This is a genomic window from Deltaproteobacteria bacterium (assembly GCA_016709225.1).
In the GTDB taxonomy this organism is placed as follows: Bacteria; Myxococcota_A; Polyangia; order Nannocystales; family Nannocystaceae; genus Xiheibacterium; species Xiheibacterium phototrophicum.
The window spans coordinates 2,002,718-2,027,518 of record JADJEE010000012.1 but is presented as its reverse complement, the minus strand read 5'-3'; the positions used below and the strand labels follow the sequence as shown (position 1 = coordinate 2,027,518).

Sequence of the window (24,801 nt, the reverse complement as noted above, 5' to 3'; positions counted from 1 at the left end):
TTCGAGCCCATCGATCCACATCGATCGGCTTGCGCCGCGCGGGCCCTCGCGTTACATATTGAGTGGTTTTGAAAATCACTTTCAAGACCGCCCGGCCTCGCGGCCGCTGCTTCGACCCGGATTCGCGATCATGATCGTGTGCCTGTGCAAGGCGGTCTCGAGCCGCACCATCCAAGCGGAGATCCGCCGTGGCAACTGCACGGTGAAGGGCATCGCCACCGCGTGTCAGGCGGGCACGGGGTGTGGCGCGTGCGTGCAGCAGATCCGCGAGCTGATCCAAGGGTCCGCCGGCACCGCACGCGGTCAGAGCGACGTTCCGCTCAAGCGTTGAACGACGCGCGCTCGGCCGGGAGCGACTTCGACTTTCGTTCTCGATTGCCGCGAAGGGGCATGCGCCCGCGCCCGATCGTCAGCCACTGCGCGCGCGTGCTACGTTCGCGGCCGTGAAGGGCTCCGCCAACGTCATCGACGTCCTCAACGAAGTGCTGACCGCCGAGCTGACGGCGGTGAACCAGTACTTCATCCACGCCAAGATGTGCCAGAACTGGGGCTTCAACGTCCTGGCGAGCCACATCCGCGCCGAGTCCATCGACGAGATGAAGCACGCCGACGCGCTCATCGAGCGCATCCTCTTCCTCGAGGGCGTGCCGAACGTGCAGCGCTATCACAAGATCACCGTCGGCGAGACGGTGCAGGAGCAGCTCGAGCTCGATCTCAAGATGGAGTACGACGCCGTCGATCGCTTCCGCAAGGGCGTGAAGCTGTGCCGCGAAGAGGGCGACATCACCAGCGCCGATCTGCTCGAGACGATGCTGGCGTCGGAGGAGACCCACGTCGACTGGCTCGAGACCCAGCTGCAGCTGATCGAACAGATCGGCACCAAGCACTACCTCGCGCAGCAGCTGAAGTAGCGCTCGGGCGCGGGTGAAGTAGCGCTCGGGCGCGGGTGAAGTAGCGCTCGGGCGCGGGTGAAGTAGCGCTCGGGCGCAGGGCGTCCACGCTGCGGAGCGCCCCGTCGATGGACGCGGCGCCCCGTCGACGACGACGAGCTAGGCGGGGCAGACCAAGCCCATGAACTCGGGCGGCACCGAGCTGTCGCCACCGGCGACGCCGTCGTCACCGGGCAGCCCCACGGCACTGTTGGAGTCGCCGGGTGCTTCGCCACCCGCGCCGCCACCCACGTCGATCACGCCGGCGAAGGTGTTGGTGTCGGCGAACAGCTTCACGCGCCCGCCGCCTCCGCCACCGCCACCCCAGCCCCACGTGGCGCCGACGTCACCGGGGCTGTCGCCGCCGTTGCCACCGTGGGCATTGAGGACGCCGCTGGCCGCACCGGCGATCTCGGGCGCAGCGATCAGCAAGCCGCCGCCCGAGCCACCGCCACCACCGGGGCGATAGCCACACGGGCTCTCGTCGCCAGGTGGGGTCTCGCCGCCGACGAGCACGACGCCGTCGATGTGCGCCCACTCGTTGGCCACGATCGCCACGCCGCCGCCGCCATTGCCACCACGGCCACCGGCGCCGCTGCAACCCGCCGAGTTGCCGCCCGCGCCGCCGCCGGAGCCGACGCTGACGTCGATGCCGTCATCGCTGTCGTAGATCGATCCCGCCGCGCCCTCGCAGTGGGCAATCGTCGCCTCGCTGCAGAGATCACAGGCGTTGCCCACGGCATACGTGTCGCCCGGCGCCCCGCCGATGCCACCGTAGGTTCCGCCGGTGCCGCCCTGACCCACCGAGTTGCCGGGCCCACCGCCGCACGAGCCACCGACGCCGTCGCCCACGAAGCCGCCCAGCGTCACGCCTTGGCTGGGTTGACCACCGACCGGACCGGCACCTTCGGCATCGATCACGCCACCGTCGGCCAGCGCCACGCGGTCCGCGACGATCACCAGCGTGCCAACGCCGCCGTCGGCCATCTCGAGCACATGCAGCGTGCCGTTGATCTGCACCTGCTCGTAGCAGAGCAGCCCGCCGAGATCGACGACCGCATCGACGGGGATGTACAGCGTGACTCCGTCGTCGATCATCTCGTCGTCGCAGAAGTCGCCGACGCCGTCGAGATCGATGTCGCTCTGATCGGGGTTGAAGATCACGACGCAGTTGTCGGTGTCGTCGAGGATGGTGTCGCCGTCGGCATCGAGCACTGCGCCACCCGAGCTCGACTCGGAGCCGCCGGAGCTCGAGCCGCCCGACGAGTCCGAGCCACCCGAGCTCGAACCGCCCGACTCGGAGCCGCCGGAGCTCGACTCGTCACCGGTGGTGGCAGCGGTGGTCGACGTCATCGTGGTCGAGTCGCTGGTGCTCGAGTCGGCCACCGTCGTGCTCGTCATCGTGACGCTGCCGCTGCTCGAGTCGGCGCTGCCGCTGCTGCTGTCCGAGCCGGCGTTGGTCGTGGTGGTGGTGCCGTCGTCACCGCCGCAGGCAACGACGACGAAGCTGAGCAAACCCAAGGAGAACGCGTGGCGTGAAGTCATTGCGAACTGGAATGCCACGGTTTCGCGCGCGGCGTCGCGCTCGTGCGGGCCGACCCGAAGTTCGGTGGGAGCTTGCGCCACCAGGCATGACGCGGCGAACCCCTCGGGCGCGTGCAACCGCGCGCGCCGAACCTCATGAAACGAAACACCCCGCGGGTCGCGAGCGGCGACCGGCGGGGTGTCTGCGCGGCGGCGCGCCGGGGAGGTGGCGCTAGTCGAGGCGGACGTACTCGAACTCGACCGGCTTGCCCTCGATGCCCTTGTTCGGCGCGGCGATCCAGTTGGCGAACTTCCCCGGCTCGTAGCAGGGCTTCATGATCGACAAGAGGTACGCGTTGTCCTCGGGCACCAGGATCCACTTGTGCTTGTTGGCCTCGTACTCCTCGCGGCTGATGAGGTTGCCCGCGGGATCGAAGCTGCTCTCGGCGTAGATGCCCTGGTGACGGTGGAAGCGACGGCTGGGCAGCGACAGGCGCGTGGGCGAGCCGGCGGCCTCGAGGGTCTTGTTCCACTTGCGCAGCGCTCGCTCGCAATCGGCGACGTAGGCGTCGCGCAAGACCTCGTTCATCGCGTTGCGCACCGGCACGTCCTGCTCGATGAGCTTGCCGCTTTCGACCACCGGCATGCGGTAGCTGCCGTCGATGGCGCGGTGATCGGAGTACTGGTCCTCGCGGTAGCGACCCTTCAAGCCGGTGGCGAAGAAGGTCGAGGCGTTGCTCGAGATCTCGCCGCCGAACAGGTCGAGGCTGTACGTGTACCAGTAGTTGATCGTGCGCTGGATGAGGTCGAAGTCGATGCCGCCCTGGTTGCGGACGTCGCCGTTCTTGTCGAGCTTCTGCAGCTCGGCCGAGCGCTTCACGATGCGGTCCATGCCGGTCTCACCGACGAAGAGGTGGTGGGCCTCCTCGGTGAGCATGAACTGCGTGGTGCGGGCGAGCGGATCGAAGCCGCTCTCCGAGAGCGCCGCGAGCTGGTACTTGCCGTCGCGGTCGGTGAACATCGTGAACGCGAAGAACGACAGCCAGTGGTCGCAGGGCTGGTTGAACGCGCCCAAGATGCGCGGCTTGTCGGGGTTGCCCGAGCGCCGCAGCAGCAGCTCGTCGGCCTCGTCGCGACCGTCGCGGCCGAAGAACTTGTGCAGTAGGTAGACCATCGCCCACAGGTGACGGCCCTCCTCGACGTTGACCTGGAACAGGTTGCGCAGGTCGTAGAGGCTGGGTGCGATGTGCCCGAGCATGCGCTGCTGCTCGACGCTGGCCGGCTCGGTGTCGGCCTGCGTGACGATGATGCGGCGCAGGGTGTTGCGGTGCTCGCCCGGCACGTCGGCCCATGCGGGCTTGCCGGTGTCGTCGCCGCACTTGATGAGCGCGGCCTCGGGGCTCGGGTCGAGGAAGATGCCCCAGCGGTAGTCGGGCATCTTCACGTAGTCGTAGTGGGCCCAGCCGCCGGGCTCGACCGACACGGCGGTGCGCAGGAACACCGGCTTGTCGGCGAAGTCGCTGGGGCCCATGTCGTTCCACCACTCGAGGTACTGCGGCAGCCAGGTCTCGAGCGCGCGGCGGAGCTTCACATCGTCGGCGAGCCCCACGTTGTTGGGGATCTTGCCATCGAGATCGACATTCGGAGTCGTCATGGTGTGCGGGTCTCTTCCTTGTGAGCGTGCACTTGGTGTGGTCCGACCGTGGGTCGACTACACGCGCTGCCAGTCGAATTGGGGCCGTTCCGGGCGCCCGTAGAGGGTGAGTGCGCCGGCCGGGCCGGTCGCGTTGGGACGGATGAAGATCCAGTTCTGCCACGCGGTGAGGCGCGCGTAGATCTTGCTGTCGGGCGTCTCGGGACCGGGGAATCGAAGGTTCTGTTCCATGCCGGTGAGCGCGTCGGGCGACAAACTCGCGCGCTCTTCGATGGCGATGCGGGTGTCGTCGTCCCAGTCGATGCCGTCGAGTCGCACGGTCACCAGGCCCGCGTCGTCGGCCGCCTCGGCGTCGAGCGGACTGCGGTTGCCGACCAGCTCCTCGAGCTGCGCAGGCGTGCCCAGCAAGCGCGTCTGCAGCCGCGTGAGGCCGGTGTGCATCGGCAGCGCGCCCTCCTCGAGCTCCGAGACCGCGACGTGCACCGGGTGGTCCTCGTCTTCGAGCATGTAGAAGCGATCGGAGGCCAGCGCGAGCTCGAGCAGACAGCCGGCGAAGCAGGTGCCGGCGTCGCCGAACGCGAAGAACGAGCGGCTGGTGTTGTCGAAGCGCCGCAGCACGCGGCCCATGTGCAGCAGCACCTCGCGCGCAAACCAGTGCTCGCGTGCCTTCACCAGCGCGGCGTCGTGGGCGAGCGTCTGCTGCAGGTCGCCGGTGGTCCGCACGATCACCAGCCCGACCTGCATGTGATTGACGCGCAGGTGCAGCAGCGCGTCGTCGAGCTCCCGCCACGCACGCAGCGACCACAGATCGCTGCCGGCCGTGCGCATGGCCTCGCCGCCGCGCTCGACCACCGCGACGTCGTCGGCGGTGGGGCCTGCGACGGTCAGCTTGGCCACGCGGGTGGTGTCGTCCCACTCGAGCGCGACGTGGCGATAGCGGCGGCCGTTGTCGGTGATCTCGGGTGCGAGCTTGCCGAGCGCGACGCCCTTGCGCTCGCCCGGCGCGAGCCCGACCGCGGCCTTGTCGGCGACGGCCTTGGCGCGCTCGAGCACCTTCTCGTCGAACTTGGAGCGGGGGAACACCGCGTCGACCAGGTTCCACTGCACGGCCTTCTTGCCGCGCACGCCCTCGGCGGTGGTCGAGAACACGTCGGCGCGGTCGCGACGGACCTTGCGCTTGTCGACCAGCCGCGTGAGTCCGCCGGTGCCGGGCAGCACGCCCAGCAGCGGCACCTCCGGCAGGCTGACCGCCGAGTTGCCGTCATCCTGCAGATAGATCTCGTTGCAGGCCAGCGCGAGCTCGTAGCCGCCGCCGGCGGTGGTGCCGTTGCATGCGGCCAGCCACACCTGCGCGCTCGCGTCGGTCGCATCCTCGATCTCGCAGCGGGTCTCGTTGGTGAACTTGCAGAAGTTCACCTTCCACGCGTGGCTCGAGAGCCCGAGCATGTTGATGTTGGCACCGGCGCAGAACACCCGGTCGTTACCCGAGGTCAGCACCACCGCGCGCACCTCGGGGTGCTCGAATCGCATGCGACGCACGATGTCGGCCAGCTCGATGTCGACGCCGAGGTCGTACGAGTTGAGCTTCAGCTCGTAGCCGTCGCGAAGTGGCGCCGCCGGATCGACGGCCATCGCCACGCGTGCGATCGCACCGTCGTAGCTGACCTTCCAGTGGTGGTAGTGGCTGGGCTCGACTTCGAACTCTACAGGTGCGAGCACTGCACCTTTGGCAACGTCGTGCATCGTCGTCGAAGAAGCTAGCAAGGAACCTCGCGCGCGAAGACATCGCGCGTGTCACGTCGCGAGTGTGGAGCCGCACGGCTGCGCGTGTGATCGTCGCGATCGGCTCACACGCGTGGAGCCGCGAGACCGCAGCGCACAGCATCGGCGGGCGCGAGCACGGCACGCGTGGGTCGGGCTCGCGCGTGCGGCAATCGTGTGCTGTCGCACGGCATGCAGGCGCGCGCCGTCGGTCCGCGACGCTCGGGTCCGACGACGAGGCGTGCGCTCTCCGGACGCTCGATCGTGCGTGCACCCACGCGCGGACCCGCTTGCGCGCGGCGACAAAGCCTGTCCTCGCCACGCCCGCCCAAAGCCGCTGCGAGCGCCCGCAAAGGATGATATGGGGAGGGAGCATGTCCCTTCGCCGCCTGCTCCCTGCACTGTCCCTCACGGCCCTGGTCCTGCCCGCATGCCAGCAAGGCGACAGCCCCGGCGACGAGCTGCTGTCGCGCTCGGGCATCATCACGGCCGGGTCGATCGAGGGCAAGTACGAGAAGCGGATCGCGTCGATGGACGACGGCACTGCGCGCATCACCCATCACGTGCAGACGCCCGACGGCGTCTTCGAGCTCGCCGGCGAGGTCGAGCAAGACCTCGCCTACGAGACCTTCGTGCGCGTGTGGGGCGAGCCGCTCGACGAGCGGACCTACGAGATCGACGAGCTCGAGGTGCTGGCACTGCCGCCGCAGCCGCTCATCGATCCCGAGAAGTACACCTACCGTCGCATCGCGACCGTGCTGCTGTTCTGGAACCCGGCCAACCAAGGTCCCAACAACGGCACCGTCACCCAGGACATGTTCATCGCCGGCGACTCGACCAACGTGTTCTACGGCGAGAACTCCTACGGCAAGGAGACCATCGCGGGCGACGTGTTCGGCCCCTACCAGATCGACGACCCCGGTGACTGCTACGCCGACGTGATCGCCGATCGCGGCCTGCAGGCGTTCGTCGACCACGGCCACGATCCCGACGAGTACAAGCAGTACATGTGGGCCTTCTATCCCAGCCTGCCGTGCGGCTGGGGCGGGCTTGCCACCCTCGGCTCGGTCGAGGCCCCGGCGCGCAACAGCTGGTACAACGGCAACCTCGGCTGCGTCGTGCGTGCGCAGGAGATCGGCCACAACTACGGCATGGGCCACTCGCACTCGTACGACTGCCCCGCCGGCGTGATCGCGCCGACCATGGACGGCGAGTGCGAGCACGTCGAGTACGGCGATCCGCACGACCCGATGGGCGGCGGCTGCGATCACATGAACGTGGCGCAGAAGGCCTACATGGGCTGGCTCGAGGGCTGCAACGTCGTCAACACCGAGACCAGCGGCACCTTCAACTTGCTGCCGACCGAGCTGCCGTGCAACGGCACCCAGGCGCTCGAGTTCGCCTCCGGCGACGGTCGCTTCTACTACCTCGAGTACCGTCAGTCGATCGGCGTCGACGCTGGTCTCGACGGCGTGTTCCTGCACCTGTCGAGCAGCTACGACTACTCGCCGTCGCCGTACATCCTCGAGGCCGCCAGCGACGGTGGCTACTTCATGCAGCCGGGCGACTCGTACACCGACCCGACCGGCAACGTGTCGTTCACCGTCGTCGACATGCTCGGCACCCACGCGGTCATCGACGTGCAGTTCCCCGACGGTGGCAGCGGCTCGCCGACCTGCCGCGACGGCGGTTCGCCCGAGATGGCCGATGGCAACATCGGCTCGCTCGAGTGCTCGGCCGAGCCGTGGCCGCTCGACATCTCGCCGCCGACCGCGGCGATCACCTACCCGGAGGACGGTGCGATCTTCGAGCCCGGCAGCGACTTCACGATCAACGTCGAGGCGATGGACGATCGCCTGGTGACCGAGGTCGAGCTCTACGTGCAGGTGGTCGGTGTCGACGATCAGCCCAAGCCGTACTTCAAGCTGTTCGAGGCGCCGTACGACTACGACGTCACGAACATCCCCGAGGGCACGTACATCTTCGGCGCGAGGGTGTTCGACGGCCCAAACGACGCGTATAGCGACCCTATCGTTGTCGAAATCAAGCACGTCGAGAGCGCCGACACGTCGGGTGGCGAAGGCGGCACCACGACTGATCCGACCGGCACGCCGTCGGACAGCTCGGGCGGCGACGCCGACGAGTCGAGCACGGGCGATCCGAGCATCAACATGGACTCGCCGGCCGGCTGCGCGTGCAACCAGCCCGGCGAGGGTCGTGAGGGCCTCGTTCTCGCGCTCGGTGGGCTGGCGCTCGGTTGGTCTCTGCGACGTCCGCGAAGAGAGTAGCCACTTAATCGTCGGCGAAGGCCGATCTTGAAGGCGCTGTTGCCGAAGCCTTCATGCTTGGTCTGGTCGCGCCAGGGACGACGGCGGACTTTCACGCCGTCTCGATCCAGCGCGGCGATCTCGGCATGTGCAAGAAAGCCGTGGTCGATGAAGAACTCGTGGAACTCGCCGTACGGCGCTACTTGGTCAACGAGCGAGGGTTCACCCCGCGTTCGGGTTGGTTGGCGGGTCGCGCTTCGGCTGCGAGCACGAGCGGCGCGTCGATCGAAGTCGCGATCTAGCGCTTGTAGCCGTTGAAGGCGTGTGAGCGGCATTTTTCGGCCGTGGCGCATGTTCGGGTCGCAGACGCGGTGTTCAGCGACGCCAGCGACGCCCCTGCGGGTCTGTACTCGTCTTGGTCGGCCGGGCTCGGGCTCGGTCTCTTGGTTGAGGACGCGCTCGAGCAGAACCGCGGCCTGCTCGACCTCACGCTCCTTCATTGCGTCCGGAGCCCCGGCGCGTACCCAGTCGAGCAGCGCGCCCCCTGTGCCAACGAGGGATGAGACACTGCCGAGCCGGAATTTACTGAGGGGCGCGAGGGACCATGTACGAAATGACATCGAGCGCGAACCCACGGAAGGTCGAGACGGAGACCCGAGAGAGAGCGCATCGGCGGCGCTTCACGAAGGAGTACAAGCTGCGCGTGCTGCAGGATGCCGACGCCTGCACGAAGCCGGGCGAAGTGGGCGCACTGCTGCGGCGAGAGGGCCTGTACTCGTCGCACCTCACGAGCTGGCGCGGGCAGAGGCTCGAGGGTACGTTGAAGGCGTTGGAGCGCAAACGCGGACCCAAGCCGAAGCAGACGGCGGAGCAGGCCGAGCTGGAGAAGCTGCGGCGTGACAACGAGCGCCTGCGCGAGAAGCTGCGCAAGGCCGAGAAGATCATCGAGGTCCAAAAAAAACTCTCGGAGGTGTTGGGGCTGGACAGCGACGACACCGAGGAGCCGACGTGAAGGCAGCGGTCGACGAACTCGCGGACCAGCTCGGCGTGGCGGTCGCCTGCGAGGCGCTCGGCGTGCCGCGGAGCACTGCGTACCGCTGGCGGCAGCCGGCCCCTGCATGGCCCCCCGCCGACCACGTCGACGACCTTCACGCGCGCTCTCCGAAGCCGAGCGGACCAACGTGCTTGAGGTGCTCCACTCCGAGCGCTTCGTCGACAAGGCGCCGGCGACCGTGCACGCCACGTTGCTCGACGAGCAGCACTACCTCTGCCATCCCCGCACGATGTATCGGATTCTGGCGCTGCAGGACGAGATCCGCGAGCGCCGCGATCAAGCCCGGCACCCAAAGTACGCGCGACCCGAACTGATCGCCACGGCACCCAACCAGGTCTGGACGTGGGACGTGACGTGGCTGCGCGGTCCGGTGAAGTACACCTACTACCCGCTGTACGTGATCATCGATCTCTTCAGCCGCTACAACCCGGGCTGGATGCTCGCCCACGAGGAGAGCGGCGAGCTCGCGGCGAAGCTGATCCGCGAGGCGTGCAACCGCCACGGGATCGAACCGGGCACGCTCAAGCTGCACGCCGACCGCGGGCCCGTGCCCAGGGGCAAGACTGTGAAGCAGCTGCTGCGCGACCTCGAGATCACGGCGTCGTTCAGCCGACCGCGCGTCAGCAACGACAACCCGCACTCCGAGTCCGAGTTCCACACCCTCAAGTCGCACCCAGATTTCCCGGAGCGCTTCGAGAGCTTCGACCACGCGCGCGACTTCTGCCGGCGCTTCTTCGCCTGGTACAACGACGAGCACCGGCACTCCGGCATCGCTCGCCTCACTCCCGCCGACGTCTTCTTCGGGCGCGCCACCGAGGTCCTCGCGCAGCGCCAGCTCGTGATGAACGAAGCCTTCGCGAAGAACCCAGAGCGCTTCGTCGCAGGCCCACCGCAGGTGCCCACGCTCCCCAAGGCAGTCTGGATCAACCCACCCGAGAATCGCTCGGAGAGCGAGCTCGGACTTCACTAAACTCTCAACCCAAAAATCTCATTCTCGTTGACACATGCCGCATCGTAAGTTAGCGGCGCCGGCCCTACGAGGGCGGCTCTGCGACGCCGCACAGACAACTACACTCGGCCGGCGCGTCGGCGCTCGAGCAAGCGGTCCAATCGCCGACTGGCTCGGGGCCGCACTCTGGGCTGCCGAACACTTCGACCTGCGGGCCATCATGGCGGAAGTAGAGGTTCGCCGATTCATCTTCGGACCCTGGCTCGCACCCAAAGAGACCGCAGCCCTGTTGGGTGCCTCCGATGCCGACGCACAAGCCGGTCGGCTCGCCCACTTCGCATGCGGTTTCCGACACAGACGGCCGATAGGCCTCGACCCAATGACAGGCACCCGCGCCATCAACATCGGCATCTTCACATTTTGACTCGTGCTGAATCTTCTCGCAGTCTTCAAGCTCAGTCTGGGTGCAGGCTGTCACTCCCAGCAAGGTAACATGCAGGATCAGGCATGCGCGCTTCATATGCCTCCTAATTAGCAGAGCAGGGACAAGAACACTCGGGGATGTTTGCCTGGCACGCCATCCACCCCCCGACAGGTTCCGGGCCGCACAGAGGGCTGACGAACAGTTCAATTCCGCCATCTGCTTGTCGATAGTAGATATTGACGCCTTCATCGCCAGGACAAGAATACAGCCCGCATCCCTGCTGACTACCGATGATTCCAACGCACGCCTCCGTTGCGTCTTGTGCTCCGCAGCTTGTCACGCCGGGCGCCGGTGCGTATCTCGGGACCCACATGCATTGGCCAACATCGGCGAGCATGGCGTTGTTGCAGTCGGCCTCGACAAGGAGACCTTCGCAATCCTCGACCCCGAGTGCTTCGCTCGTCGTGGAAGAACCCTCGGAGTTCCCGTTCTCGCCATCCCCGTCCGAGCTTGAGGCGGTGTTAGACGCCACGCCCTCATCGCCGCCTTTCCGGTCCGAACAGCTCAGTGATAGGAGACAAACAAACGAAGTCGCTGGATGCGACCACAATCTTGCCATGCGCTGAGCATGCCACCACCGCCACGTCATGTCCAGGTATGCCAAGCGCAGCGAAGCGCTGCGCTTGGTGCGCCTGTCACAGATTCGCGACATCGACACGGGTGGCTGCGCGCCCTCGGTCCTCATGTCGCTACTCGACGATCTACCCGACCGCCCACGAACTCTCTCCCAGGGGAACGGCCTCCACGGCAAGACGAGCAGTAGCTCAAGGCCCCCGGTAACCGGTGTTGAGGTCCAAGCCGAGTGATCCAATGGCCACTTGTGAGCTTCTACACGGAGCGCTCGCTGTCTTCCTTCTGACTGACTTCCTGCCGAGCTGCACAACCAGTGAATGCGCACCGGCCGAGAGACGAGGGGGGCAATCGCGATCGCGGTGAGCCGCCTGGTGTCGTCCACGACGTCTGCGACGTTGCCATCCCACTTCGGACGTAGCGTGCCACAGGAGCTGAAAGGTCGGTGGCGCTCGCTCCCCGGCCGCCGGCGAATTATTGAAGCATCACGCTGGTCTCTTCCTTACCTCGCCTTGGTTCAGCGCTGGCGAAGGTGCGCAGCGTACGGAAACCGCGCGACTATTCTCCCGGAGAGCGTCACTTTGACACCCAACGATGCCAACCGTGTTGCATTGCCGACGCCGCAAATTGTCCGGCTAGACCCGGCTAGACGCCGAGTAAAGAACTCATACTTCTGACGCAAAATCATCGGTTGACACATCTGCCCAATCGGCCGTATGCTCGGCCGCAGAGTTTTGGCCAATCTGGGCCACCGCGCGCGGACATGTGCGCGGCGTGGCAACGATCTGTACCGACGAACCGACCGAAACACCGGTCTGGAGAATTGTGCATGTCAACCTCGGCGAAGAAGCTTGTTGCGATTGGCAATTCCCGTGCGAACCGCTGGACGTGCCTGCGTCGCATGTGGGCTCTATCCACATTGGCTCTCGCGCCCGCCTGCGATGACCGAGCGCCCGTCGACAGTGCCGAGGGAGGGCTGCATAGCCCACGCTCGGAAGTCCTCCCCGCGGATGAGATTGAGGAAGGGAGCTCGGGCGGTGCTGGCGATGTCGAGACCGAAGTACGAGATCCGGACGCAGCTAATGCTGGACGCGAGTTGGTGTACGAGAAGGTTCTCGTAGAGAACGAAAGTGGCGAGATGGTCTCGTCAACGGAGGTCGGTGAGCTGGACCTTGAGACCTGGCGGAAGGTCTCGCGTCCCTATACGCACCTACAGGACGAGTACCTGTACGAAGAGACGGTAACGTCGGTCGTGGACGCGGAAGGCACGCGCACCGACACCTATCGGGTGACTCGAGTTCCAAACGTCGACCCGCCTGCGGAACCATCCGACGATGCGCCTCTCGTGGTGCGTCCTACCCTCCTCGCTGCGGCCGAGGAAGCTGGACCGGATGACTCCCTCGACGTGCTGATCAAGTTGCGGGGTGCCCCCGATTGGGATGTTCCGCTACTTCCTGAGGTGGGGATGTGGAGCGCAGAGACGTATGCTGCCGCGGTCGAACAGCGCGAAGTCGCGCTGGCCGAGCGAGAGGAAGCATTTTTGGAGCGGTCGTCGTCATTGGCAGCACAGATCGTGGAAAGCGGCGGAACGATCCGCGTCTATCACTGGACCACGGGGTGGCTAGGCGCTTCTGTCTCGAAGGGCCTGTTGGAGGAGCTGCAGGCGCGCGAAGACATCACGAAGATCGATCTCGACGACGTTGGTCTTCAGTCGCACGGCAGCCGCGCGATCGGAATCCATCGAGATTCGCGCTCCTACACTGACGCTCAGACGTACATCGACGCCGGATTCAACGCTGAAAACGGTGCGGGACAAATCACGATCGGCATCCAAGAGCAGTGGCACTTCAATGACGAAGCGTGCTTCTTTGACGACGACAGTGGATGCGAGACTGAACGGCTCCTTGGCCGGTGGAAGTGTTGGGTTGAGTACTGTGAGAGCTACTCACAAGCCAACTACTCGGAGGCCTCGAACGTCAACCACGGCACCGTCGTGTCCTCCATCGCTGTCGGCGACTACACCCAGGATCAGGCTCAAGGCTTGACGGTTTGCGACAGCACCACGAACCACAGTGCCTCGTGGGAGAACTCGGCGAGCGGCTACGGAAAGGAGGCGGTCGTTCAGTTCTTCGATCACCAGGGTAGCACCCTGATGAGCCGTCACGTGATGTCAACGAGTTGCCTTCAGGGCATCGACATTGAGCTCACGCCATCCGGTCCGGGTAGTTGCTATCTCACGAGCATCATCAGCAGTAGCAACGGCTGGAATGATGGTGATTCGTATCCGAACGCCACCTGTGACGCGACTTCGAGCTATGATCTCGAGGACGCCTACGAGGGCGCGTTCGACGACGGCATCTTCATCGCGGTATCGGCGGGGAACAACGGCACGACGGGATCGTCGTGCAACATGTCCAGCCCTGCGGACATTCCCAAGACCTTCTCGGTCAACGGGCTCAGCACGGACGACACGTTGTACTCGGTCATGGATATCGACGACACCTACGCGAGTCGCGGCGGTGGGTCTATCCAGTCGCCGGACGGAACGACGGTGGGCGGGGCGTTGTCCATGGCAGACCTCGCGGCGCCATCTGCCTACGTGAACTACGTAACCTCGGGCTCCGGCACCAACGGCTGCGTGAGCACCGGGCAGTGGGTCGGTACGAGTTTTGCCGCGCCGGCTGTTGCCGGGATGGCGGCTCTCGTCAAGGACTGGGGTCTGAACGATGGCCAAACGTGGATCTCGAACGTGGGACGCTTGCACACGGTGATGCTCGGCATGGGTGACCGGGGCAACAGCTCGGGAACGAAGAACGTCGTGGGTGCGGACAACCTCTTTGGTCTCGGACGAGCGAAGCTCCGCTTGCTTTCGAACGGCTCGCCGAGCTTTGCGGGAGGTGCGCTCTCGTACAACACCTACACATTCACCAGTGGTACCGCAGACCAGCAATACATCGCCTTTGGTGGCCCTGTTGCAACGGGCACCGAAGAGGTCAAGTGCGTCATGATGGCGATCGAGGACATGTCCGGAAAGGACAACATCAGTCGCATCGATCTCGAGCTGCGCCTGCGCCCGAAGCAGGGGAATGGCACCTGCGCGGTCGGCTACGGTACTCCTAGCTACACGCGCATCAACGCTGATCACGATCACAAGAAAATGGTAGCGTTCGAGGACTCGCTGGTCAACGTGGAGGACACGTGCGTCGAGGTGACCGTCGACAAAGAATGGGTGAGTAGTTCGGGGTCTGCGGTTGTTCATGTCTTCTGCATGGCCACGTCTGAAGTGGACAATGAGCCTGATGGCGGCGGTGATTAGGAGGATGTCATGCAACGCTACTTCCTCACCTTGCTGATCGTGATCTGCCCGGCGTGCAAAGGCCCGGTTCCTGGTCCGGCGCCCGGTCCGTCTGAGGGCGAGGACTGCTCAGTCGCTCGAGTCGGCACCTACACTCTCGACGCCCGACGCGTGGCTGAGATCCGATCGCAGTACGTGCCTGCGCCGCCGAAGTCGGAGGCCACCGCGCTCGCGATCGACGTCCTCACGGCGGAGTGGGTCTCGTCCGGCACTCTCGGCCAACTGACCCCACGTGAAGCTGTGCGTAACTACCGTGGCTTTATGGTAGGGCGCATGGCGCAAGTCCCACACTCAACCATCGTGGCTGAGCTGACCTCTGCACGTGGCGAGCTCGGGTTCGAGAGACTCTCTCCGCCGGCCTCCTGCCTCGAGCAAATCTGACGCTGCCGCTTGACCCCGGAGACGCGCCCACGCGAGCCAGCATGCTCATAGCACGCCGGCCGCGTTGGGCGCGCGCCGCTTTGGGCCGCCCACCGACAACCCTGAAGCGCGACCATCTCGACCGACCGCGCTCGTGCTCGACGACCGTGGGTGTCCGTCCGCCGGACCGCGTGCGTGGTTGACGCAGCCGCGGGGCTTCCCGGTTCAGCCACGCGCGTGTCCGTCCGCCCGAGCGCACCCGCGTGGCCGCCAGTGATCGTGCACGCTCGCGGGCATGTCACGCGGGAGGTGTCCGTCCGCCCGAGCGCACCCGCGTGGCCGCCCAGTGATCGTGCACGCTCGCGGGCATGTCACGCGGGAGCGAGTGGACGGCGCCGGCGAGCGGGGTGCGATGGACGACGGCCGATGGCCGCGCAGCAGTTCGCGCGTGGAAGCGCAGTGGTTTGACGCTCGCGGAGTTCGAGCGGCGGCATGAGCTCGGCAGCGGGAGGCTGCGGTGGTGGAAGCGGCGCGTCGCGACGGAGGGCACGCGCGGCGCGGTCAAGTTCGTCCCGATGCTGGCGTCCGAGCCGGCGGTGGTGGCCGAGGTCGTGGTGCACGTCGGCGAGGTCGAGATCGAGGTGCGCGCCGATCGTGTGTCGGCACAGTGGCTCGCTCAACTCGTCTCGGAGATGATCACCTTGAGGCCGAAGACGTGATCCTGCTGCTGCGGGCAGTGAAGGTGTACGTCGCGACGTCGCCGGTGAGCTTGAGGCGATCGTTCGACGGGCTGAGTGCCGACGTTCGCAGCGTGCTCGCGCAAGATCCGCTGAGCGGGCACGTCTTCGTCTTCCTCAACCGGCGCAAGACCCAGGTGAAGCTTCTGGTGTACACGCGCGGCGGCTTCACGATCGTGCACAAGCGGCTCGAGCGGGGCACTTTCACGTTTCCACAGCGCGTGGCCGAAGAGGTGTCGACGGTCGAGATCGACGTGCACGAGCTCTCGATGCTACTCGAGGGCATCGACATCACACGTGCTCGCGCGTCACGTCGATGGGAGCCGCCGATGCACGCACGCGCGTGATGCCGGGCGACCGCGCGCAACCACACGCGGGCGTGCGATGATTTTCGGTTGCCGCGGCGCCGGACGCCGCTATGGTGTCGACGTCGGCATGAGCAAGACGGGATCGGCAAGCACGACGACGAAGCGCGCCCCCGTGCTCGAGGTGCTTCGCGAGCTGCTCGACAAGGGCCAGCTCGACACGGTGCTCGAGCTCGTGTCGAAGCTCGTTGCCCGCAACAGCGAGCTCGAACGCAAGCTCGCCGAGCTTCGCTCACCTCGTCGCACGAACGAGGGCGTGTCGACGGCTCAGCTCGCGTTGCTGCTCGAGAGCCTCGCGAGCACCGGCGACGCGACCCGCGACGCAGCGGATCAGAAGCTGCGCGAGACCAGCGAGGAGGTCGCACCTGCGGCGCGCGGAGGCACGCCGGCGCCTCCTCAGCCGCCGCTTCGCCGCCCGCTGCCGGCGAACTTGCGGCGGATTCCGAACCCGATCGTCGTGCCGACCGCTGCTCGGCCGTGCCCGCGATGCGGCAAGGAGCGGCGGTGCATCGGGCACGACACGACCGAGATCCTCGACTTGATCCCGGCCGAGGTGATCGTATACGCGTCGACAGCCGCGAGAAGCTGGCGTGCGACGACTGCGAGGCCGAGGTCGTGCGCGCGCCGCTGGGCGACAAGGTGGTCCAGGGCGGACGGATGGGCTGTGCGCTCGTCGCCAATCTGCTCGTCGAGAAGTACCGCGATGGCCTGCCGCTGCATCGGCAGCGCGATCGCTTCGCGCGTCTCGGTGTCGAGCTATCGGTGTCGACGCTCGCCGATCAGGTGACGTGGGCGACGGAGCTGCTGGCACCGCTCGTGCGCGCCGCGAAGGAGCGCACGCTCGCGGCGAAGATCATGCATATCGACGGCACAGGTCTGCCGGTGCTCGACCGCGATGGCACCAACAAGCGCGTCGGCACGGGCAAGCGAATCGGCTCGCTGTGGGGCTGCGTCGGCGACGACTCGGCGTTCTACTTCTACGCGAGCACCGGCAAGAAGGTCGGGCAGCGCGAAGGCGAGATCGGTCCCGAGGATCTGTTGAGGCTGCGCAAGGGCTATACGGTCGCGGACGCTGCGACGCTCTTCGACAAGAGCTTCGCGCGCGACGACATCATCGAGTGCGGGTGCAACATGCACGCACGTCGGAAGTTCGTCGCCGCGCTCGAGGCCGGAGACGATCGCGCCTCGCTGCCGGTCTCGGCGTACAAGGTGCTGTACCAGATCGAAGACGAGATCCGCGGTCTCGATCGCGAAGCGCGGCACGCCGAGCGCGCCACGAAGAGCGCGGCAGTCTGCGGCGAACTGATCCGCTGGTGCGAGACGCACCAACCCTTCGAACCGCCGAAGTCACCGATGGGCGGTGGGATCCGATACGTGCTCAACCACCAAGACGCGCTGCTCCGGTTCCTCGACGATCCAGACATCCCGCTCGACAACGGTGCCGTGGAACGCATGCATGTCCGCGTCGCACTCACCCGCAAGAACTTCCTCTTCGCGGGCTCGGATGCCGGCGGCGTCCGAGCTGCGGCGGTGTACACGATCCTCGGCTGCTGCATGCTCGCCGACGTCGACCCGGTCGCGTACCTCACCGACGTGCTCGCTCGGCTCTCGCGGCGCGTCCGCGAGGCCGACGCGGCAGATCTACTGCCGGCGAGCTGGAAGTCTGCGCGCGGCTGAACCGGGAAGCCCCGCGGCTGCTTCAACCACGCACGCGGTCCGGCGCACGGACACTGCACCAACGACGAGCCGAAGCCGTCCGCCTGGACCAAGAGCGCCGACGACATCCTCGCCTCCATCGCGCACCACTGCTCGCGCATTGCGCGCGCAGCGGCTTCTCCCGCGAATCTCTGAATCAGCACACGAAGTCGATCCAGGTGGACCCGACCTGGCAACCGCACCAACGTGCACACCCGCGAGTTCGCGATGGCGGAGCCGCGGAGTCGACCCGGGAGCGAACGAACGAGACGACCTCCGCCTCAATCACAGTTCGCTGATCGCGAACACACCGACGATCCAGAGCACCTCTGCCTGGACGAGATCCCGTGCCACATAGTCACCCGCGCGGCGCGTCACGGCAAGCGTATCACGGACGCCCGCCAACGCAAAATCATGTGTTCCTGCGAACGCCAGAGTCAGGACAGCGAGCCTTCTATGATCCGCAACAAAGTACGCCGATCTGTGCTGACACCGAAGCGTCGTAAGCGCAGCGCCATCCCGCCGTGCTACTAGTCGAGTACCAGGACTCCCCAGCTTCTGGGAGATTCGATGCATTGCTCGCTTCGAACGGGTGTGAATCCGTTAGCTGCGCGGAGCCGGTGTGCATGCAATGGCCTGCAATTGGCCGTCTTGACGCCGGGCAGTTCACCGTAAAGTCGGTGCCGACCGACGTGCCACCATTCGGTGATGCTACCCACCAGCAAGTGTCCAATTCATCGGACGCCCCTGCCCGTTCCACGGCTTCATCGTCGTCGGCCGATTCGCTATCTCCGTCGTCATCGTTCGGGGTCGCCGGAATAGGCTTATCGTCGCCTTGGTCCAACGAAGAGCAACTTGCGGAGCACAGGAACAGCAAGACAAGCTGAAAGTGGTGTCCCCGACCTGGCCGGCCTTTGGAAAGATGCACTGGTGCCATGACGTATATGCCTATTCGCGATGAGGACCTTGGACGTGCTATCCACAGCAAAGCGCCGTGACTTCAATCGTAGGAAACACTGGCGGCCAACCGGAAGGCATCGTGTCTACGTTGTCAAATTCGCAGCTCCAGCCAGTATTTGCGCTCACTCCCCACCAAACAGTCGCATATAGTAGCTGAAGTGGTGACGAGTTTGAATACACACGACTTGAAAGAAGTTCGACGCTTGAGTCGCCCGAAATTCGGCAGCCGCCGGAGATTGCCGCCTCTCCAACCGGGCATGCAACCGTGTACCCACAGTGATTCGGAAGTGCTCCGCAATCATTCGTGATGCAGTCACACGATGCGCTGGTCGTACGCCAGCCGCAACTGTTTAGATGGTCAGTCGAGTCTGCGAGCACCGCGACTGCATCGCTGCGAAGTTCGTCGGTGTTGGCCGCTGGCGTGTTGCTGCTGCGGCCATCGCGGCCATCCCCAACAGTCCCGTCATTGAGACGGGGTGAATAGTTGTCGGCAGAGTTCGTGATCTCGGCCTGAGCGCCCGCCACTCCTGCTCCGACTAGCAGAAACAACGCAAGCCCGGCGCCGGCTACAAGACTCATTGTTGTCCGTGTGTTCACTGTGCTGATCGTCTTTCAGCGCCTTCTGGCAGACGCGATCCGTAGTGGCTGACTACGCTGATTGCAACTAGGTGCCGCAACAAAGCGCCAGCGCGGTATTCGTAGTCCCAGACGAGGAGAAGTTGCACGACCAGCCTGTGTTGCCGTCGGTTGCGTGCCACCACTCTCCGTTGTCGGGCAGTGGAAGCGACCCAATTGCGGCCTCCTCGTATGGGTGCATCCAAATCAGTTTGCGCCCCGAGGCGCTACTGATGCAGCCGCCGGAGATTACGCGCTTGGCAGGTATCGGACACGCCGCATTGACGAGAGCCGATGTTGTGCTGCTGAAGGTTTCCCATGTGCACGAGCTCAGCGTGTCAGTTGCGCTTGCGCGCGAGACCTCTGCTTCCCCGCTCTTCGAATAGGGGGCCGGGACGGGCGAATTGCGCGGGGTTTCAGCCATCGCAAACGACCAAGTCGTAGGGTGAAGCGCAAGGCCTAGTCCCGACCCAGCAACAAACAGAATGGCTATACACGATCTGCGATTCATATGGCCGCCCAGGGTTGGTTTGCGCATTGCGTGGGATGTCCTTGCTGCCTGAGCCACATGCGTAGTGCATATCTAGCGGGGTTCTGGGACTGCGTCAAGTCAATTGGGTCGTTCAATGCTCCGATTCGAGCGTACGCGCAAGCTGCTGACTAGTGGCCTTTTGGCCGAGCGAGGGGACACGGTGACTACAACGGCCTGCCGTAGGTCGAGAGTAGATGGTTCTTCCGTAAGTCGTGAGGAAAGATCGTACTCGCTCGTGTGGTCTGACGATTGGCCAATCGGCCCGCGGCTCGGGTCCCGTGCAGGGGGACGACGGGGGCAGGACCGACAACTCGGCCTCACGCAACGCTGCGATCGACCCACGAATTCTCCCGGGGAGCCGCAAATCCATGATCTTCGAGGCCTCGTGATCGACTGGCTGAACGAGGCCGGCATCTCGGGCGTTGCGCGCCTGCTGCGGGTGACGTGGGACGGGCTGGACGGCGTCATGAAGCGGGCTGTCGCCCGTGGTCCGTAGTCTGTTCTCGGGTGTCCGCCAAGCGTGCTAAGGCCGAGCACGACGACCGCGGGCAGCGCAGCGGCCGAATGTCGTAGTGCGTCGCGGAACTCGGCGGTGCCCCGCGCGATCGACCGGTCGAGCTGCGTCGCTGCGACCGCAAGGTCCTTCGACGGTCTCTCCTGCGACTGTCGGCAGGGAAGGTCGCAGCTGCGGGCGCGACATCTTCGCGCGCATGCATCGTGGCATCACCTCGCGGGCGTAGCGACGCCCTAACGGTGACTTCTGGGTCATCGACTATCCGCCGCACCTCGTGCCCGAGCTCATCGCGCGCTGCTACGCGACCGCCGTGCAGGCCGCGCTCGAGCTCGGCGGCGAGAAGGACGTCCGCGTGCGCGTGGCCTCGTTCACGCCGACGCGCTGCGATCTGCACATGAGCTATCGCTGAGCAACCAACGCAGAAGGCCCGGCGGGGGTTAGCCGTCGGGCCTCTCGGGACCGGAGAAAGGCTCAGGTCGCGTGCGCGTCCTTGTGCGTCGAGCGTCAGATCTTGACGGCGTCGTCCCAGGTCTTGCAGAGCTTCTCGAGCGAGGCGTCGAGGTCCTTGTCCTCCATCGTGGCGGACATCAGGTCGACCTGAATCTTGCTGCACATGAAGGCGGCGTCGACCAGCGACGAGGCCATCTTGGACTGCATCTCCTCGCTGACCTGGAAGCCCTTCAGCTCGCCCATCTCCTTGATGCGCTTGGCGATGTCGTCCTTGTTGGCGTCGATGTACTTCTGCGCCTCGGCCACGCCCGCCTTCTTGTCGGTGGCGTCGGTGACCTTCGCCTTGATCTCCTTGCTGTGCTTGTCCAGCAGGTCGATGGTCTCTTGGACGGCCGAGTCCTTCTTGCACGCCGAGAGCGCGAGGACGGGGGCCAGCAGCAGGAACAGGATTCGATTGCGGGGCATGGTGGTGGTTCTCTCCGGTTGTGTTGTCTGGACGGGCGCACGCGCGCCGGGTTGCAAGCGGTCCCGCGGCGGCCGAGTGCGCAGCCTCGCGCGCAGCGTCGGCGGGGAACGAACGACGATCTCAGCGCTCGGGCGGGCGCGCTGCCGCGGGCGAGGCGGGCGGAGGCGTCAGCGAGGACAACGGCGGCGCGATCGTGCGCCCGTTGCCGGCCTTGGCCGCGGCAGGGGCCGCCGAGCCCATGTTGCACTGCCCCTGCAGGGTCCCGCCCTCTTCGATGTGGAGCGAGCGCACCGCGATGTCGCCCTGCACGAAGCCGCGCGCGGTGATGAGCAGGCGGCCGGACGCGTTCACACGGCCTTCGACCTTGCCGGAGATCGTGACCGCGGGGCCGGAGACGTCGCCGCGGACCGACGCGTCGGCGAGGATGGTCACGTCACCGCCGGCGTTGATGTCGCCTTCGACCGCGCCCGCGACCGTGAGCGAAGACGCGGTCGTGATGCTGCCCTTGATGGTGGTGTCCTCGGAGATGAAGTTCTGCGGGTTCGCCATCGGGCACCTCTTCTGTGCGTTCGATTGTCGCCCCAATCGCCCGGCGGCGGCAAGCACCCTCGTTCGGGTCGGCCGCGGAACCGTCGGTCGGCGCGGCACCAAGCGGCGCGGGCGAGCGCTTGGATCAGCTTCGGCCGACCAGCCAGACCACGACCTCGATGTGGTTGGTCTGGGGCAGGGTGTCGAACGCTCGCGCACCGATGAGCTTGTAGCGGCCGTGCTCCCCGGTGAGGCGACGGAGGTCCTCGACCAGGGATCCGGGCGAGCAGCTCATGATGTGCAGGCGCGGAACTGCCAGCGTGTTGAGCTGCTCGCAGACGGTGGGGCCGAGCCCACCGCGCGGCGGGTTGGCGACCACCAGCTCGGGGTGGCGATGCAGGTGGTGTGGATCGGCGAGGATGCGCGCCAGGAACTCTTCGACCAGCTCGGGCTCGGCGCCCAGCGCCCGCGCGCTCTCGGGGAACGACTCGCACGGCGCGACCATCTGGAAGTGGCGTCGCAGCAGGCGCGTGGTCACGCCCGCGCCGGCGTAGAGATCGAGCGCGGTGCGTCCGTGCAGGGCGCCGCCGGCCGGCACCCGCACCAAGTCGTGGTAGGCCAACGACGCGACCTGCGGGTTCGGCTGCAGGAAGCCCAACGCGCCGACATGGCTGACGATGGCCTCGTCGCGGAGCGGATCGGCGAACTCGATCTCGATGCTCTGGCGGCCACGCAGCGGTCGTAGTGTGGTGCCGCGCATGTCGTTGCCCATGCGCGCGTTGACGCCCCACGCGATGCCGACCGGGATCGTCAGCCGCGAGGCGACCTCGTGCACCGCGGTGTGACACGGCTCGGCCGTGATGATCGCGAGCAGCACGCGGCCCCGACCGTCGGCCTTGAACCAGGCGTAGCGAAGGTCGCCCTCGCCGTCGGTCTCGTCGTAGGGCACGGCGTGCACGGCATCGGCGGCCTGCGCCAGCTCGTCGGCACAGGCCGCGATGTCGGGATGATCGACCAGGCAGCCGCCCATGTCGGCGACGTTGTGGGTGCCCCGCATGTAGCTGCCGAGTCGGATGTGTCCGGGGCTGCCGGCGAACACGCGCTTGCTCGAGTGGCGATAGCCGCGACCGTCGAGGGTCTCGCCGACCATGCGATCGATGAAGATGCCGTAGGTACGCTCGAGCTCGACGCGCTTGAGCTGGCGCTGGCTCGGCAGGTCCATGTCCATCAGACCACAGCCGTTGCAGCGTCCGTGGTGGCGGCACGGTGCCGGACGACGACCGGGATGGGTGTTGCGTCGCAGCACCACGCGGGCGTGGGCGCGCGGCTTCTGGCGGCTGACGTAGTCGATCTCGACGTCGCCCGTCTCACCCGGCAGCAGACCCGCGACGTGGATCTCGATGCCGCCCTGTCGGGCCACGCCGTCGCCGTGCTTCGACAGCGTCTCGGCCATGACGGTCAGCGTGTCGCCAGGCTTCATGCGAGGTCTCGGTCGGCAGCCGCACCCACTCACCTCGGGGTGCCATTCGCCGAAGTATCACGTCGAACGCGGCTGCGCGACCATCGGCAGCGATTTCGCGGGCGCACGGGCGCCTGCGCGCGGGCGCGGGCGCGGGGCTATCCGGGTGTGCGTTGCACCGGCACGCCCAGGCGGGCCAGCTCGTCGAAGTAGCCCGGGAAGGTCTTGGCGACGCAGGCGGGGTCGCGGATCTCGACGGCACCCGCGAGGCTGAACGCCATCGCCATGCGGTGATCGTCGTAGGTGTCGATCGCGACCGGTTGCTCGGGGCGCGCGCTCGGCGGTGTGATGCGTAGGCCATCGTCGAAGACCTCGACGGCGGCACCGAGCTTGCGCAGCTCGCAGGCCGCCGCCGCCAGCCGATCGCTCTCGTGGTGGCGCAGCACGCCGACCCCCGTGATGTGCGTGGGCCCGCGCGCGAACAGGGCCACGACCGCGAGCGTGAGCGCGGTGTCGGGCATGTCGTCGAGCGCGAACGTGCCGCCCTGCAGCGCCGCGCCGCCGTGCAGCACGGTGACATCACCGCGTTGCTCGACCTGCGCACCCATGCGCCCCAGCACATGGACGAACGCCGCATCGCCCTGCAGGCTGTCGTGGCCGAGCGCGTCGATGCGACAGCTGCCGCCGTAGATTGCCGCCTGCGCGAGAAAGTACGTCGCCGCCGACGCGTCGGGCTCGACGCGGTAGGGCATCGCCGTCAGCACGGTGGGGGTGACGAGGATGCGGTCCGCGGCCGACCAGCGCGCTTCGCCGCCGAAGCTGCGGATCACCGCCAGCGTCATGTCGACGTAGGGCCGCGCGGGCGTGCCCTCGCGCAGGACGATCTCGAGCGGGGCGTCGGCCAGCAGCCCCGCGAACGCGAGCGCGCTGACGAACTGCGAGCTGGCGGGTCGCTCGAGCACGATGGTGCCGCCGCGCAATGCGGCCGGATGCGGGCCGCTGCGCAGCGGCAGCGCGTCGGCGCGCTCGAGGGCGGTCAGCACCGCGCCGCGATCGCGTAGTGCTGCGACGAGTCCGCCCATCGGTCGCTCGCGCATGCGTGCGCTGCCGTCGAGCACGAACACGCCGGGGCTCGCGGCCACCGCGGCCAGCAAGAACCGCGCGACCGTGCCAGCGGTGCCGACCTGCAGCGTCGGCGCGTGGTCGCAGCGCAACGGCCCGCCGCGCCCGTCGATCTGCAAGGGTTGCCCAGGGTCGTCGCCACCGGTGATGGACACGTCGAGCGCCCGCAGCGCGGCCACCATCAGGCGCGTGTCGTCGGCGTCGAGCCAACCGCTGATCGACGAGCGACCGCGCGCAAGCGCGGCCAGCAGCAGCGCGCGGTTGGTCAGGCTCTTGCTGCCCGGGATCCGCGGCACGCGATCGCACGCGGGGCCGGGGCCGACCCACAGGCTCGTTCGCACGTCGTCACCTGACTGCACCTGGTCGAGGATAGTCGGTCGAATGTGTGCGTGCAGGCGAACCATCGTCCTGCCGGCACGCGGCCGCAAAGCCCGCGGCGCGCTCAAGCAGC

General features: G+C 66.6%; 16 protein-coding genes and 1 pseudogene. 10 read left to right on the top strand and 7 right to left on the bottom strand.

All coding sequences use genetic code 11. The features are described 5' to 3' along the window. Nucleotides 1–130 precede the first annotated feature (130 nt). Together IPH07_33415 and bfr are read left to right on the top strand one after the other, a co-directional pair. Nucleotides 131–331, top strand: a complete 201-nt coding sequence (locus IPH07_33415; protein MBK6922338.1) for a (2Fe-2S)-binding protein — start codon at nt 131–133, stop codon at nt 329–331. Between the two features lie 112 nt (nt 332–443). Continuing rightward, nucleotides 444–911 (top strand): bacterioferritin, encoded by a 468-nt coding sequence (gene bfr, locus IPH07_33410; GenBank protein ID MBK6922337.1) that lies wholly within the window; start codon nt 444–446, stop codon nt 909–911. 138 nt (nt 912–1,049) lie between these two features. On the opposite strand, the gene IPH07_33405 is transcribed toward bfr, so the two are convergent. From IPH07_33405 to IPH07_33395, 3 genes are all read right to left on the bottom strand, one after another. Next, on the bottom strand, nt 1,050–2,474 hold the full coding sequence (locus tag IPH07_33405; GenBank protein MBK6922336.1) for a hypothetical protein: 1,425 nt from the start codon (nt 2,472–2,474) through the stop codon (nt 1,050–1,052). A 211-nt stretch (nt 2,475–2,685) separates the two neighbouring features. After that, entirely contained in the window at nt 2,686–4,107 is a 1,422-nt protein-coding gene (gene boxB / locus IPH07_33400) for a benzoyl-CoA 2,3-epoxidase subunit BoxB (protein ID MBK6922335.1), read from the bottom strand. Nucleotides 4,108–4,164: 57 nt separating this feature from the next. Beyond that, nucleotides 4,165–5,850 (bottom strand): benzoyl-CoA-dihydrodiol lyase, encoded by a 1,686-nt coding sequence (locus IPH07_33395; protein MBK6922334.1) that lies wholly within the window; start codon nt 5,848–5,850, stop codon nt 4,165–4,167. 392 nt (nt 5,851–6,242) lie between these two features. Between IPH07_33395 and IPH07_33390 the strand changes: the two genes are divergently transcribed. The 8 genes and pseudogenes from IPH07_33390 to IPH07_33355 all read left to right on the top strand — a co-directional run bounded on the left by IPH07_33390 (nt 6,243) and on the right by IPH07_33355 (nt 17,686). Continuing rightward, the gene (locus IPH07_33390; GenBank protein ID MBK6922333.1) at nt 6,243–8,156 is read left to right on the top strand and encodes a hypothetical protein; all 1,914 of its coding nucleotides are present in this window, start codon (nt 6,243–6,245) and stop codon (nt 8,154–8,156) included. A gap of 53 nt (nt 8,157–8,209) precedes the next feature. Then, complete coding sequence (locus tag IPH07_33385; GenBank protein ID MBK6922332.1) at nt 8,210–8,437, top strand: hypothetical protein; 228 nt, start codon at nt 8,210–8,212, stop codon at nt 8,435–8,437. 302 nt (nt 8,438–8,739) lie between these two features. Next, nucleotides 8,740–10,159: pseudogene (locus IPH07_33380) on the top strand (IS3 family transposase). Between the two features lie 1,862 nt (nt 10,160–12,021). Continuing rightward, complete coding sequence (locus IPH07_33375; protein ID MBK6922331.1) at nt 12,022–14,508, top strand: S8 family serine peptidase; 2,487 nt, start codon at nt 12,022–12,024, stop codon at nt 14,506–14,508. A 9-nt stretch (nt 14,509–14,517) separates the two neighbouring features. Beyond that, the gene (locus IPH07_33370; GenBank protein MBK6922330.1) at nt 14,518–14,928 is read left to right on the top strand and encodes a hypothetical protein; all 411 of its coding nucleotides are present in this window, start codon (nt 14,518–14,520) and stop codon (nt 14,926–14,928) included. A gap of 443 nt (nt 14,929–15,371) precedes the next feature. Continuing rightward, nucleotides 15,372–15,626 (top strand): hypothetical protein, encoded by a 255-nt coding sequence (locus tag IPH07_33365; protein ID MBK6922329.1) that lies wholly within the window; start codon nt 15,372–15,374, stop codon nt 15,624–15,626. Next, complete coding sequence (gene tnpB / locus IPH07_33360) at nt 15,623–15,991, top strand: IS66 family insertion sequence element accessory protein TnpB (protein MBK6922328.1); 369 nt, start codon at nt 15,623–15,625, stop codon at nt 15,989–15,991. Before IPH07_33365 ends, tnpB begins: the two co-directional genes overlap by 4 nt. 522 nt (nt 15,992–16,513) lie before the next feature. After that, on the top strand, nt 16,514–17,686 hold the full coding sequence (locus IPH07_33355; protein ID MBK6922327.1) for an IS66 family transposase: 1,173 nt from the start codon (nt 16,514–16,516) through the stop codon (nt 17,684–17,686). A gap of 3,143 nt (nt 17,687–20,829) precedes the next feature. Here IPH07_33355 and IPH07_33350 read toward each other — a convergent pair. The 4 genes from IPH07_33350 to aroA form a co-directional block, all read right to left on the bottom strand. After that, on the bottom strand, nt 20,830–21,240 hold the full coding sequence (locus tag IPH07_33350; GenBank protein ID MBK6922326.1) for a hypothetical protein: 411 nt from the start codon (nt 21,238–21,240) through the stop codon (nt 20,830–20,832). A gap of 121 nt (nt 21,241–21,361) precedes the next feature. After that, on the bottom strand, nt 21,362–21,790 hold the full coding sequence (locus tag IPH07_33345) for a polymer-forming cytoskeletal protein (GenBank protein ID MBK6922325.1): 429 nt from the start codon (nt 21,788–21,790) through the stop codon (nt 21,362–21,364). 124 nt (nt 21,791–21,914) lie between these two features. Then, nucleotides 21,915–23,249, bottom strand: coding sequence for a class I SAM-dependent RNA methyltransferase (locus IPH07_33340; protein MBK6922324.1), 1,335 nt, complete (start codon nt 23,247–23,249; stop codon nt 21,915–21,917). Nucleotides 23,250–23,386: 137 nt separating this feature from the next. Then, a complete protein-coding gene (gene aroA, locus IPH07_33335; GenBank protein ID MBK6922323.1) occupies nt 23,387–24,754 on the bottom strand; it encodes a 3-phosphoshikimate 1-carboxyvinyltransferase in 1,368 nt (455 codons plus the stop codon). Nucleotides 24,755–24,801: the final 47 nt, after the last annotated feature.

Excerpts from the sequence above, each read along its gene's own strand:
- IPH07_33350 (MBK6922326.1), bottom strand. The coding sequence starts at position 21,240 with ATGCCCCGCAATCGAATCCTGTTCCTGCTGCTGGCCCCCGTCCTCGCG.
- boxB (MBK6922335.1), bottom strand. The coding sequence starts at position 4,107 with ATGACGACTCCGAATGTCGATCTCGATGGCAAGATCCCCAACAACGTG.
- aroA (MBK6922323.1), bottom strand. The coding sequence starts at position 24,754 with ATGGTTCGCCTGCACGCACACATTCGACCGACTATCCTCGACCAGGTG.
- IPH07_33385 (MBK6922332.1), top strand. The coding sequence starts at position 8,210 with ATGCTTGGTCTGGTCGCGCCAGGGACGACGGCGGACTTTCACGCCGTC.
- IPH07_33415 (MBK6922338.1), top strand. The coding sequence starts at position 131 with ATGATCGTGTGCCTGTGCAAGGCGGTCTCGAGCCGCACCATCCAAGCG.
- IPH07_33405 (MBK6922336.1), bottom strand. The coding sequence starts at position 2,474 with ATGACTTCACGCCACGCGTTCTCCTTGGGTTTGCTCAGCTTCGTCGTC.
- IPH07_33375 (MBK6922331.1), top strand. The coding sequence starts at position 12,022 with ATGTCAACCTCGGCGAAGAAGCTTGTTGCGATTGGCAATTCCCGTGCG.
- IPH07_33395 (MBK6922334.1), bottom strand. The coding sequence starts at position 5,850 with ATGCACGACGTTGCCAAAGGTGCAGTGCTCGCACCTGTAGAGTTCGAA.
- IPH07_33345 (MBK6922325.1), bottom strand. The coding sequence starts at position 21,790 with ATGGCGAACCCGCAGAACTTCATCTCCGAGGACACCACCATCAAGGGC.
- IPH07_33340 (MBK6922324.1), bottom strand. The coding sequence starts at position 23,249 with ATGAAGCCTGGCGACACGCTGACCGTCATGGCCGAGACGCTGTCGAAG.
- IPH07_33370 (MBK6922330.1), top strand. The coding sequence starts at position 14,518 with ATGCAACGCTACTTCCTCACCTTGCTGATCGTGATCTGCCCGGCGTGC.
- IPH07_33390 (MBK6922333.1), top strand. The coding sequence starts at position 6,243 with ATGTCCCTTCGCCGCCTGCTCCCTGCACTGTCCCTCACGGCCCTGGTC.